Raw genomic sequence first — 11,069 nt, forward strand, 5'->3', positions numbered from 1 at the left:
GCGGCGCGGTCATCGGCATCGACCTCGGCACCACCAACTCCTGCGTGGCGGTGGTGCGGGGCGGAAAGCCGGAGGTGCTCGCCTCGCGCCAGGGCTACCGCACGCTGCCGTCGGTGGTCGCCTACGACGCGCAGGGGCGGCTGCTGGTCGCGCACGCCGCCAAGGCGCAGATGGTGGTGAACCCGCGCAACACCGTCTACGGCTCGAAGCGGCTGGTGGGGCGGCCGTTCGCCTCGCCCACGGTGCAGGCGTGCCGCGATCGCTTCCACTACGAGATCGTCCCGGGCCCGGACGGCGCCGCGGCGGTGCGCTTCGCCGGCCGCGACTTCTCGCTGCAGCAGATCGCGGCGCTGATCCTGAAGGAGATGCGCGAGACCGCGGCGCAGGCGCTGGGGGCGCCGGTGGAGCACGCGGTGATCACGGTGCCCGCCTACTACAACGACCACCAGCGCAACGCGGTCCGCGAGGCGGGCCGCCTGGCCGGCCTCGCCGTGGACCGGATCGTGAACGAGCCCACCGCCGCGGCGCTCGCCTTCGGCTTCGGCAAGGGGCTCGACAAGCGGGTGCTGGTGTACGACCTGGGCGGCGGCACGTTCGACGCCTCGGTGCTGGAGATCCAGGGCGAGGTGTACGAGGTGATCTCCACCGGCGGCGACACCTTCCTCGGCGGCGTGGACTTCGACGCGCAGCTGCTCGACCACCTGGTCTGGCGCTTCATGGAGGAGCACGGCTTCGCGCCGCCCGAGGACCGGGTGGTGTGGCAGCGCATCCGCGACGCCGCCGAGGAGACGAAGGTCGCGCTCTCCACCCGCGAGGTGGCGGTCGCCCAGGTGCCGTACCTGTGCAAGGACCGGGACGGCAAGGACGTGGGCCTCGAGGTGAAGGTCACCCGGGAGGAGCTGGAGGCGCTCACCGAGCGGCTGGTGGACCGGACCATCGAGGTGTGCCGCGAGGTGCTCGCCGCGAAGGGGCTCGGGCCGGGCGACGTGGACGAGGTCCTGCTCGTGGGCGGCCAGAGCCGGATGCCGCTCGTCTGGCGCAAGATCCAGGAGGCGCTCGGGCGCGAGCCGAACCGCAGCGTCCACCCCGACGAGGCGGTCGCGCTCGGCGCGGCGCTGCTCGCCGACTCGGCGCACCGCATCGACTCGGTGGTGCTGATCGACGCGCTGGCCATGGGCATCGGCGTCGGGCTGCCCGGCGGCCGGATGGCGCCGGTGTTCCCCCGCAACACGCGCCTCCCCGCGAGGAAGGCGCACGAGCACGCCACCACCCGCGACGGCCAGACCGAGCTCGAGCTGCAGGTGTTCCAGGGCGACTCGGACAAGGCCTCCGAGTGCGAGTACCTCGGCACGGTGCGGGTGGAGGGGCTGCCGGCGCGGCCGCGCGGCGAGGTGCGGGTGGCGGTGGAGTTCGCGCTCGGGGCCGAGGGCATCCTCACCGTCACCGCGCGCGATCTCGCCACCGGCCAGGTCACCGCCATGCAGCTCGCCACGCTCGACACGCCCGAGTCGCTCCGCCAGAAGCTCCAGCTGCCGGAGGCGCAGACCGCGCCGCGCGGCGCCCGCCCGCTGGAGCGCGCCCCGCGCCCGCCCGTCCCGCCGCCGTCCGCGGCGCCGAGGCAGGGGCTGTTCGGCCGCATGTTCGGCCCGAGGAAGTGACATGGCCGGCCCGCTGGTCGTCTTCCTGCACCGCGGCGGCTGGGAGGACCGCTACCAGGCGGCCACGCTCGCCGTGACCGCGGCCGCCTTCGGCGAGCAGGTCACGGTGGCGCTGTTCTTCGAGCCGCTCCGGCTCTGGGTGGCGGGGCGCTTCGACGAGGGGGCGCCGCCGGCGGCGGCCGAGGCGCGCGTGACGCCGCTCGCGGAGGCGCTGGAGGAGGCCCGGCGCGAGCTGGGGCTGCGCGTGGTGGCGTGCGACACCGCGGTGCGGCTCGCCGGGCTCGACCCGGATCACGTCCTCGGGCGGCTCGACGCCATCGACACGCTGCCCTCGCTCTGGCGCGCCGCGCGCGCGGGCAGGGCGCTCACCTTCTGACGCGGCCCGCGCCCCGGCGCGGTTGCCGGGGAGGCGGGGGCGGGATATAGGCGAACGCGTCCCATGACCAGCCTCTCCGGCAAGCGCGTCCTCGTCATCGGCGCCGGCGGCCTCGGCGGCCCGGCCCTCCTCACGCTGGCGGCGGCCGGGGTGGGCCGGCTCGTCCTCGTCGAGGACGACGCCGTCGAGACGTCGAACCTGAACCGCCAGCCGCTGTTCCAGGAGGCCGACGTCGGCCGGCGCAAGGCCGCCGCCGCGGCCGCGCGGCTGCGGGCGATCTTCCCGTCGGTCGAGGTGGACGCCCGCGACGAGCGGTTCGACGCCGCGAACGCGGAGGCGCTGGCCGGCGCCGCCGACGTCGTCGTGGACGGCTCGGACAACTTCGAGACCAAGTTCCTCGCCAACGACGCCGCCACGCGGGTGAGGCGCCCGCTGGTGCACGCGGGCGTGCTCCGCACCACCGTCCAGCTCCTCACCGTGGCGCCCTCCGGCCTGGGCGGCTGCCTGCGTTGCCTGTTCGAGGCGCCGCCGCCGCCGGGCTCGGTCGCGTCCTGCTCGCAGGCAGGGATCCTGGGGCCGGTGGCCGGGTTCGCCGGGGCGCTCCTCGCCGCCGAGGCGCTGCGCCTGCTCGCCGGCGAGCGCGGGACGTACGAGGGGCGGCTGTTCACCTACGAGCTGCGCAGCGGGCGGTCGCGCCTGGTGCTGGTCCGCAAGCGCCCCGGGTGCCTGGCCTGCGCCGGGCGCCAGGTGCTGGGGAGCAGCGCGCCCGCGGCCTGCGACGCGCCCGCGGCGCCGGCGGGGGGCGCGGCGTGACCGCCCCCGAGCGCGCGGCGAGCCGGATCGACATCCGCGCCTTCGCCTGCCCCATGACCTGGGTGAAGACGCGGATCGCGCTGGAGCGGCTCGCGGAGGGCGAGACGCTCGAGGTGTGGCTGCGCGCCGGCGAGCCGCTGGAGAGCGTCCCGCGCAGCGCCGAGGAGGACGGGCACCGCGTGCTCGCGGTGGAGCCGCTGCCGGCCGAGGGCGACGGCGCGTACCGCCTGCTGCTCGAGAAGCGCCGCCCCGGCGACGCGCCGGTGCTCCCGTGAGCCACGCCCGGCCGGAGGAACCATGTCGCTGAGCGACGATCGCATCGCGCGCTGGGCCCGGCAGCTGCTGGTGCCCGGCTTCGGGGAGGAGGCCCAGGAGCGGCTGCTCGGCGCCCGCGTGCGGGTGGTCGGGATCGACGCGGTCGCGTCCGCGGCGCTCGTGTACCTCGTCCAGGCCGGCGTCGGCCGGCTCTGGCTCGACGACCCCGAGGACGTGTCGCCCGCGGACCTGGCCGGCTGGCTCTTCCCGCCCTCGGCGGTGGGCACGTCGCGGGTGGACGCGGCCCGGAGCGCCCTCGCGCCGCTGTCCGCGTTCGTCCAGGTGGACCGCTATCCGACCGGCGGCGTGCCGACCGCGGCGCTCGTCTGCGCGCCGTCGGTGGTGCAGGCGGTCACGTCGGCGGAGGCGGCGCGCCGGGCCGGCATCCCGCACGTGGTGGTCGAGCCGGACGGCGACGGCGGCGCGGTGGTCTCGGTGCCGCGGGGGGCCCCGTGCTACTCCTGCGCCCGCTCCACCGCCGGCGCGGGCCGCCCGCCCGAGCCGGGCGTCGCGGCGCTGGCCGCGCTCGGCGCGGCGGAGCTGATCCACCTGATGGCCCAGCCGGGCAGCGTGACGGGGCGGCGCGTCGAGCTGGTGCGCGGCGTGGCCACCGCCCGCCCCACCGCGCGGCTCGCCGGCTGCGCCTGCGCCGGCGCCCAGCCCGCCGAGGCCTGACGAAACCCCAGCGATCCCGCGCCCGGGGGAGCCCGCGGGCCGGTGCGCGCGCCCGGCGGCGCGCGGCGGTCGCCGCCCGCGGCGGCGTTCTCCCGCCGTGAACGTCAGGCCCGCGGCCGGCGCGAGATTGACCCACGGAGAACGGGTCCACCGATATCGGATTGCGCAACCGCCTGGAAAAACAGGGCGAACGTGGATTTGGCGCGATGCGGTCCGATTTTGAGAACGGAGGTGCGAGAGGGTATACTCCACCGACCAAACCGCTCGTTCGCCGCCGGTGACACCGCCGCGGCGCGTCCGGAGGACGGCATGGAGACGCAACACGGCGCCGGGTTCGTGGTCTGGCTCACCGGGATGAACCGGGCGGGCAAGAGCACCCTGGCCTCCCATCTGGTCGCGCGGCTCGCGGCCGCGGGCCGCCCCGCGACGCTGCTCGACGAGGACGGCGAGGCGGCGCTGCTGCTGGAGGGGCTCGGCACGCTCAAGGAGGACCGCACCCGCGTCGTCACCCGCCTCGGCTTCGTCGCCAAGGCGGTGATGCGCTCGGGGGGGATCGCCGTCTGCGCGGCGCTCTCGCCGTACCGCGATGCGCGCGAGCAGCTCCGCCGCGAGGCGCGCCGGTTCGTCGAGGTCTTCGTGGACTGCTCCATGGAGAAGCTGCGGGAGCGCGATCCCCAGGGGATCTACGCGAAGGCGCTCGCCGGCGAGCTGAAGGGCGTGCCCGGGGTGGACGTGCCGTACGAGCCGCCCGCGCGCCCGGAGGTGGTGGTCCACACCGACCAGCTCTCGGTGGAGGAGTGCGTCCTGCGCGTGCTCCAGGCGATGGTGGACGCGAAGGTGATCGGCCCGGCCGAGTTCGGCCGCCTCACCGGCGGCCAGCGCCCGCGCCGCGCGCGCCCCGAGCCCGCCGCGAAGCCGGCCGCGAAGGCGAAGGCCAAGGCGGCCGCCAAGGGCGGGTCCGCTGGCGGCGCGCGCCGGCGGCTCGACGCGCGCCAGGCCGCGCGGCGCCCCCAGCGGAAGGCCGCGCCCACCCCGGCCAAGGGCGCCAAGCGCCGGCGGTAGCGGCCCCGGGCGCGCGCCGGGTATAAGACCGGCGCCATGCGCCCCGACGACCTCGACGCGATCCGCCGGGCCTCCGAGCCCAAGCTCGCCCGCCTGAAGGCGGACGTCGCCGCCTGCGGCAGCGCCCTGGTCGCGTTCTCGGCCGGCGTGGACTCCACCTTCGTGCTGGCGGTCGCGCGGGAGGTGCTGGGCGCGGGCGCGGTGGCCCTCACCGCGCACTCGCCGTCGGTCCCGCAGGCGGAGCGCGCCGAGGCGCGCGCGCTCGCGGCCCGGCTCGGGGCGCGCCACCTCGAGGTGGAGAGCCACGAGCAGGACGACCCTCGCTACCTCGCGAACGGCGCCGACCGCTGCTACTTCTGCAAGTCCGAGCTGTACCGGCTGTGCGAGCAGGCGGCGCGCGACGCGGGCCTCGCCGCGATCCTCGACGGCTTCAACGCCGACGACCGCCGCGATCACCGGCCCGGACACCAGGCCGCGCTGGAGCGCCGGATCCGCTCGCCGCTCGCGGAGGCCGGCCTCGGCAAGGACGAGGTGCGGGCCTGGAGCGCGGCCTACGGGCTGCCGACCTGGGACAAGCCGCAGATGGCCTGCCTCGCCTCCCGGATCCCCTACGGCACGCCGGTCACGCCGGAGCGCCTGGCGCAGGTCGAGCGGGCCGAGGCCGGGCTGCGCGCGCTCGGGCTGCGCGACTTCCGGGTGCGGCACCACGGGGACATCGGGCGCGTCGAGGTGGGGGAGGGCGAGCTGGAGGCCGCGTTCGCGCGGCGCGCCGCCCTGGTGGAGGCGGTGAAGGCGGCCGGGTTCCGGCTCGCGGTGCTCGACCTGGAGCCGTTCCGCTCCGGCCGGCTGAACGCGCTCGCCGGCATCGCGCTGCCCGTCGTCGAGGGCTGAGCGCCCCGCGCCCGCTCAGGGCCGAGATCGCACCCGGAGGGCTCCCGGCCCATCCGTGGCGCGCCGGCCCGATTCCCGTGGGTTCTGTCAAGTTTCCGGCCGGTTGGCGGTTTTCTTGATGGCCGGATACCGGGTGGTAGCGTGTAGGTGCAAGTCAGCCCATGTCGCAAGGAGCGCACATGCACCCCGCCGATATCGCACCCGATTCGCTCGAGAGCAGCGCCGTCGAAGGCAACCCGAACCGGCTCGAGCCCATGCTGGTCCGCCTGCCGCCGGCGCTCGCCGCCGAGCTGCGCAACCTGGCGCGGAAGACCCGCGTGCGCCAGTCGGACTACCTCCGCGAGGCGGTCGCCGACCTGCTCGCGAAGTACGGCCACCTGCCGGATCAGCGGAGCGCGATGTGATCGCGCGCGAGCGCGCCGAGGCGGTCCGCCCGCCGCCGCTGCCGGCCCGCACCCTGGGCCGCCTGCGCCTCGTTCGCGTCGCGGTGGTGCGCCGCGCCGACGGGGTCATCGAGGCGCTGACGGGTCCGGCGGCGCCGCCGGTGACGGCCACGCACCGTCCGGATAGCGCACCGCTGCGAGCGTGAGCCCCCAGCCCGGCGCGCGGACGCCGCGGTAGCGGCCGCGCGTCGCGAGCAGGGTGCGGATCACGTCGCGCGGGGCGCGGCCGAGGCCGACCGCGACCGCGGTGCCCACCAGGTTCCGCACCATCGCGCGCAGGAACCCCTTGCCCTCCAGCACCACCGCCACGAGCGGCGCCCACCCCGCCTCGATCACCTCGGCGCGGAGCAGGGTCCGCACCGTGCCGCGCTGCTCGCCGGGGCGGGCGAAGCCGACGAAGTCGTGCTCGCCGACCGCGTCCGCGAGCGCCTCGCGCATGGCCGCGGCGTCGAGGGGCGGGACCTCGGCGAGCTCCGGGAAGGCGCGCGCGTCGGGCAGCGTCCACGCGTACGGCCGCAGCCCGTCCGGCGGCGGGGCGCCCACCAGGTAGACGTAGGTGCGCGACGCCGCCGAGCCGCGCGCGTGGAAGGACGGGCCGACCCGTGCCGCGTCCAGCACCAGGATCCCCTCGGGCAGGGCCTCGTTCAGCCCGCGCCGCAGCGCCGCCGGGTCGAGCGCGGCGCGCGCGGAGAAGCTGACGACCTGCGCGAGCGCGTGGACGCCGGCGTCGGTGCGGGCCGCCACGTGCAGCTGGGCCCGGACGCCGAGCCGCTCCAGCGCCTCCTCCAGCGCCTGCTGCACGGTCGGCAGCCCGGGCTGCCGCTGGAAACCCCGGAAGCGGCCGCCGTCGTAGGCGAGCCGCAGTGCGTAGGAGCGCCGTTCCATGCCGACGTGCTAAGTTCCCACGCCCGCCGCGCCGGCGCGAGCCGGCCGTGCGCGCCTCCGACCTCACCCCACGTCCCCGCACCGCATGGCGCCAGGCACAGAACCGAACCCCATCAACGACGACCCGGCCCTCGAGGGCGGCGAGTGGCTGTTCCGCCGCGCCGGCGAGGTGTTCGGGCCGGTGGATTCCCGCACGCTCGCCGCGATGCTGTACCGGGGCGAGCTCGAGCCGGCCACGCCGGTGTCCTCCGGCGACGGCCACTGGACGCCGGTCGGCGAGCTCCCGCCGTTCGTGGTCCACGCCAAGAAGGCGCAGGCCGCCCTCCGCGTCGAGCGCGAGGTCACCGGGGCACGGCTGCTCCGGCAGCGGCGCGGCCGGCGCAAGGCCCTGGCGGTCGCGGCGGCCGCGCTCCTGCTCGTCGCCGGCGCGATCGGCGGTGCGTTCCTCATGGCCCGGCGGAGCGCCGACACCAACCCGCTCCTCGAGGACTTCGGCGCGGGCATCCGCATCGCCTCGGTGGCGCGGGTCGGCGTGTCCAGCCGCGCGGCGCCGGACGACGAGATCGAGGTGCCGCTCGACGGGCCGGGCGAGGGCAGCCCGGGCGCGGGCTCCGCGGGTGGTGGGGCGCGGGGCGCGCTCCGGCGCGAGCCGGGCCTGGCCGGGCGCGGCGGCGCGAGCGGGCGCGCGGCGAGCGGCGACGTGAGCGGCGGAGAGCTGGTCGCGGCGCAGTTCGACGAGCGCAAGATCCAGGCGGTGGTGGCGCGCGAGCAGCGCAGCCTCGTCCCGTGCTTCCGCGCCGAGGCGGCCCGCTCGCCCGAGTTCCGCGGCGACGTGCCCATCGAGTTCGCCATCGGGAACGACGGCCGCGTGGCCACGCTGTGGGTGGACGACCCGCGCTTCAAGCAGGGCGCGCTGCGCGACTGCCTCATGCAGGCGCTGCAGGGCTGGCGCTTCGACCCGTTCCCGGGGCAGCGGCCGACCGTGTCGCTCGCGTTCCGCATCGGCCAGTGAGCCCGCCATGACCGCCACCGCCGACAAGCTGGCCGCCCGCGCCGAGGACCTCCCGGAGGGCTCGATGCGCCGGAAGGTGCTCGAGGGGGCCCAGCGCTTCAAGTCGGCCTGGGTGGAGCTCGGACGGCTCCTCTCCGAGGTGCGGCGCAAGGAGCTGTGGCGCGGGTGGGGCTACCCGAGCTTCGAGCGGTACTGCACGAAGGAGCTGTTCATCCGCGGCGCGACCGCCGACAAGCTCACCGCCAGCTACGGGTTCCTCGAGCGGCACGAGCCGGAGCTGGCGAAGGCGCGCGGCGAGACGCGCGCTCCGCCCTTCGAGGTGATCGAGGTGCTCTCCCGCGCCGAGGCGACCGGCCGGCTTTCCGACTCCGGCTGGCGCGAGCTGCGGGACGAGGTGATCGAGCGGCCGCCCACGCCGGCGGCGATGAACCGCAAGATCGCGGAGCGCTTCGGTCCACCTCCGGCGCCGCCGGCGCCGCCCAGGTCGGAGCGGGTGGAGCGGCTCGCCGCCGCGGCGCGGCGCCTCGCCTCGGCCTGCCGCGACGAGGACGCGGTCCCCCGGTCCGTGGCGCAAAAGGCCGATGCCCTCGCCGGGGAGATCGAGGCCCTCCTCGACCGCTAGCCGTCCGGGTTTGGGGGAGCGGCCCCGCGGCACCCTGGCTATATTCGAAGCCGGGCTCCGAATTCCGGGGGCTCCCAGTTTGGTGGTAACATCCGAGCCGTCGAGGGAAACGCGTGAGCCGGAAAGAGCATCACCACGGAAACCTGTCCTGCTCGTTCTGCGGCAAGGGCCAGCGGGAGGTCCGCAAGCTCATCGCCGGGCCCACCGTCTACATCTGCGACGAGTGCATCCGGCTCTGCAACGACATCATCGCCGAGGAGGCCGAGCGGGACGAGGGCCGTCCGGCCGTCTCGCTGCCCACCCCGGCCGAGATCAAGAGCTTCCTCGACGACTACGTGGTCGGCCAGGACCGCGCGAAGAAGGTCCTCTCGGTCGCGGTCTACAACCACTACAAGCGCGTCTACTCGCGCAAGCCGGCCCGGCCGCAGCGCCCGGGGCAGGCCCGCGCGGCGCAGGACGACGTCGAGCTGCAGAAGTCGAACATCCTGCTCGTCGGGCCCACCGGCTCGGGCAAGACGCTGCTGGCGCAGTCGCTGGCGCGCTTCCTCAACGTCCCGTTCACGATCGCCGACGCCACCAGCCTCACCGAGGCGGGCTACGTGGGCGAGGACGTCGAGAACATCATCCAGAACCTGCTGCACAACGCCGACTACGACGTGGAGAAGGCGTCGCGCGGCATCGTCTACATCGACGAGATCGACAAGATCGCGCGCAAGGGCGACACGCCCTCGCCGACCCGCGACGTGGGCGGGGAGGGCGTCCAGCAGGCGCTGCTCAAGATCATCGAGGGCACGCGCGCCAACGTCACCCCGCGCGGCGGCAAGAAGTACAACCAGCAGGAGTACATCCAGGTCGACACCTCGAACGTGCTGTTCATCGTGGGCGGCGCGTTCTGCGGGCTGGAGCAGGTGATCCGCCGGCGGGTCGGCGTGAAGGGGCTCGGCTTCGGGGCCAAGATCGAGCGCAAGGAGGAGGCCAGCCTGGGCGAGCTGCTCGCGCGGGTGGAGCCGGGCGACCTGGTGCGTTTCGGGATGATCCCCGAGTTCGTCGGCCGCCTGCCCATCGTGGCGACGCTGTCCGACCTCGGCGAGGACGACCTCGTCACCATCCTCACCCAGCCGAAGAACGCGCTCACGAAGCAGTACATCAAGCTCTTCGATCTGGAGAAGGTGAAGCTCTCCTTCACCAAGGAGTCCCTGCGGGCCACCGCCCGCGAGGCGATGCGGCGCAAGTCGGGCGCCCGCGGCCTGCGCGCCATCCTCGAGCAGGCCATGCTCGACATCATGTACGACGTGCCGTACCGGGAAGGCGTGAAGGAGTGCAAGATCACGGAGGGTGTGATCGTGAACCGCGAGCCGCCGCTCCTGAGCTTCGAGAAGGAGAAGCGGACCGCCTGAGCGCGTCCGCCTCGCCGGTACCCCCCAACGGCCGCCCCCGGGCGGCCGCTCGCATGTCCGCCCCCCGGCGCCTGCGGCAGGGCGCTCGGCCCCGCGCGCGGGCCCCTCGAGGCGGGGCGGGCCGGGCCGGCACGGTGAAGGCGGCGCACACTGTGCCCCCGCGGACCCCGCGGGCCAGCGGCAACTCCGCGTCAGCACGGCGGAATTGCGCGGCACCGCGCTTGCTTATAGGACGGGTGAAGGCTCAGGGCGATCGCCCGACCAGCCAGCAGAAGCCATCGCATCGCCAGGAGGCTGCCATGCTCCGCCGCACGCTCACCCTCGTCGCCCTCGCGGCCCTCGCCGCGCCGGCGCTGCCGCGCGCCGACGACCGGGAGTGGGAGGAGGACTACACCGACCGGTGGTCGGACGAGCGCCCCGCCGACTACGACGTCTCGGTCGACATGAACGACTCGGGCGCCGTGAACTTCGACACGTTCCAGGGCGCGCTCTCGCCGTACGGCGAGTGGGTCGTGGTGGGCGGGTACGGCCGCGTGTGGAGGCCGTACGTCGCCGCCGGCTGGCGCCCGTACTACTACGGCCGCTGGGAGTGGACCAGCGAGGGCTGGCTGTGGGTCTCCGACGAGCCGTTCGGCTGGGCCGCGTACCACTACGGCCGCTGGACCTGGGACCCGAGCTACGGCTGGGTCTGGATCCCGGGCTACCAGTGGGCGCCGGCGTGGGTCGCCTGGCGCTACTCGGGCGACGTGGTCGGCTGGGCGCCGCTCGGGCCCGGCGTCTCGATCTACGTGTCGAGCTATCCGTTCGTGGACGCCTGGTGGACGTTCGTGCCCTGCGGCAGCTTCGTCTCGTATCCGGTGTACCGGGTGGCCTACGCGCCGCGGTACACGCGCCAGTACTTCTACGCCACCGCGCCGGCG

13 protein-coding genes are annotated in these 11,069 nt (G+C 75.4%); 12 read left to right on the plus strand and 1 reads right to left on the minus strand.

The features are described 5' to 3' along the window. The 8 genes from PSR1_RS17310 to PSR1_RS17345 form a co-directional block, all read left to right on the plus strand. A partial coding sequence (locus PSR1_RS17310; RefSeq protein ID WP_059438703.1) for an Hsp70 family protein occupies window positions 1-1,658 on the plus strand: 1,658 nt, incomplete at its 5' end. 1 nt (window position 1,659) lies between these two features. After that, a complete protein-coding gene (locus tag PSR1_RS17315) occupies window positions 1,660-2,034 on the plus strand; it encodes a hypothetical protein (protein ID WP_059438704.1) in 375 nt (124 codons plus the stop codon). Between the two features lie 63 nt (window positions 2,035-2,097). Continuing rightward, window positions 2,098-2,847, plus strand: coding sequence for a ThiF family adenylyltransferase (locus tag PSR1_RS17320; RefSeq protein WP_059438705.1), 750 nt, complete (start codon window positions 2,098-2,100; stop codon window positions 2,845-2,847). Further along, window positions 2,844-3,122 (plus strand): sulfurtransferase TusA family protein, encoded by a 279-nt coding sequence (locus PSR1_RS17325; RefSeq protein ID WP_059438706.1) that lies wholly within the window; start codon window positions 2,844-2,846, stop codon window positions 3,120-3,122. The genes PSR1_RS17320 and PSR1_RS17325 overlap by 4 nt, the downstream gene beginning before the upstream one ends. Before the next feature lie 22 nt (window positions 3,123-3,144). Continuing rightward, window positions 3,145-3,837 (plus strand): ThiF family adenylyltransferase, encoded by a 693-nt coding sequence (locus PSR1_RS17330; RefSeq protein ID WP_059438707.1) that lies wholly within the window; start codon window positions 3,145-3,147, stop codon window positions 3,835-3,837. A gap of 309 nt (window positions 3,838-4,146) precedes the next feature. After that, entirely contained in the window at window positions 4,147-4,899 is a 753-nt protein-coding gene (cysC, locus tag PSR1_RS17335) for an adenylyl-sulfate kinase (RefSeq protein ID WP_059438708.1), read from the plus strand. A 36-nt stretch (window positions 4,900-4,935) separates the two neighbouring features. Further along, window positions 4,936-5,790: an ATP-dependent sacrificial sulfur transferase LarE gene (larE, locus tag PSR1_RS17340; protein WP_059438709.1), complete on the plus strand. Its 855-nt coding sequence runs from the start codon at window positions 4,936-4,938 to the stop codon at window positions 5,788-5,790. A gap of 179 nt (window positions 5,791-5,969) precedes the next feature. Beyond that, window positions 5,970-6,194, plus strand: coding sequence for a ribbon-helix-helix domain-containing protein (locus PSR1_RS17345; RefSeq protein WP_059438710.1), 225 nt, complete (start codon window positions 5,970-5,972; stop codon window positions 6,192-6,194). A gap of 105 nt (window positions 6,195-6,299) precedes the next feature. Here PSR1_RS17345 and truA read toward each other — a convergent pair whose 3' ends face one another. Then, complete coding sequence (truA, locus tag PSR1_RS17350) at window positions 6,300-7,118, minus strand: tRNA pseudouridine(38-40) synthase TruA (RefSeq protein ID WP_059438711.1); 819 nt, start codon at window positions 7,116-7,118, stop codon at window positions 6,300-6,302. A gap of 85 nt (window positions 7,119-7,203) precedes the next feature. Between truA and PSR1_RS17355 the strand changes: the two genes are divergently transcribed. From PSR1_RS17355 to PSR1_RS17370, 4 genes are all read left to right on the plus strand, one after another. Then, window positions 7,204-8,130, plus strand: a complete 927-nt coding sequence (locus PSR1_RS17355) for an AgmX/PglI C-terminal domain-containing protein (RefSeq protein WP_059438712.1) — start codon at window positions 7,204-7,206, stop codon at window positions 8,128-8,130. 7 nt (window positions 8,131-8,137) lie between these two features. After that, a complete protein-coding gene (locus PSR1_RS17360; protein WP_059438713.1) occupies window positions 8,138-8,752 on the plus strand; it encodes a hypothetical protein in 615 nt (204 codons plus the stop codon). 113 nt (window positions 8,753-8,865) lie between these two features. Then, window positions 8,866-10,149 carry an ATP-dependent Clp protease ATP-binding subunit ClpX gene (clpX, locus tag PSR1_RS17365; RefSeq protein WP_011420603.1) on the plus strand — a complete coding sequence of 428 codons (1,284 nt, stop codon included), beginning with the start codon at window positions 8,866-8,868 and terminating at the stop codon, window positions 10,147-10,149. 299 nt (window positions 10,150-10,448) lie between these two features. Further along, the coding region (locus PSR1_RS17370) for a DUF6600 domain-containing protein (protein WP_370539103.1) at window positions 10,449-11,069 on the plus strand (621 nt) is incomplete at its 3' end.

The sequence above is a fragment of the Anaeromyxobacter sp. PSR-1 genome (genome assembly GCF_000964525.1).
GTDB lineage: Bacteria > Myxococcota > Myxococcia > Myxococcales > Anaeromyxobacteraceae > Anaeromyxobacter.

What these genes read in the sequence shown, in the direction of transcription:
- larE (WP_059438709.1), top strand. Translation starts at nt 4,936, where the DNA reads ATGCGCCCCGACGACCTCGACGCGATCCGCCGGGCCTCCGAGCCCAAG.
- truA (WP_059438711.1), bottom strand. Translation starts at nt 7,118, where the DNA reads ATGGAACGGCGCTCCTACGCACTGCGGCTCGCCTACGACGGCGGCCGC.
- PSR1_RS17330 (WP_059438707.1), top strand. Translation starts at nt 3,145, where the DNA reads ATGTCGCTGAGCGACGATCGCATCGCGCGCTGGGCCCGGCAGCTGCTG.
- PSR1_RS17360 (WP_059438713.1), top strand. Translation starts at nt 8,138, where the DNA reads ATGACCGCCACCGCCGACAAGCTGGCCGCCCGCGCCGAGGACCTCCCG.
- PSR1_RS17315 (WP_059438704.1), top strand. Translation starts at nt 1,660, where the DNA reads ATGGCCGGCCCGCTGGTCGTCTTCCTGCACCGCGGCGGCTGGGAGGAC.
- cysC (WP_059438708.1), top strand. Translation starts at nt 4,147, where the DNA reads ATGGAGACGCAACACGGCGCCGGGTTCGTGGTCTGGCTCACCGGGATG.
- PSR1_RS17320 (WP_059438705.1), top strand. Translation starts at nt 2,098, where the DNA reads ATGACCAGCCTCTCCGGCAAGCGCGTCCTCGTCATCGGCGCCGGCGGC.
- PSR1_RS17345 (WP_059438710.1), top strand. Translation starts at nt 5,970, where the DNA reads ATGCACCCCGCCGATATCGCACCCGATTCGCTCGAGAGCAGCGCCGTC.
- PSR1_RS17355 (WP_059438712.1), top strand. Translation starts at nt 7,204, where the DNA reads ATGGCGCCAGGCACAGAACCGAACCCCATCAACGACGACCCGGCCCTC.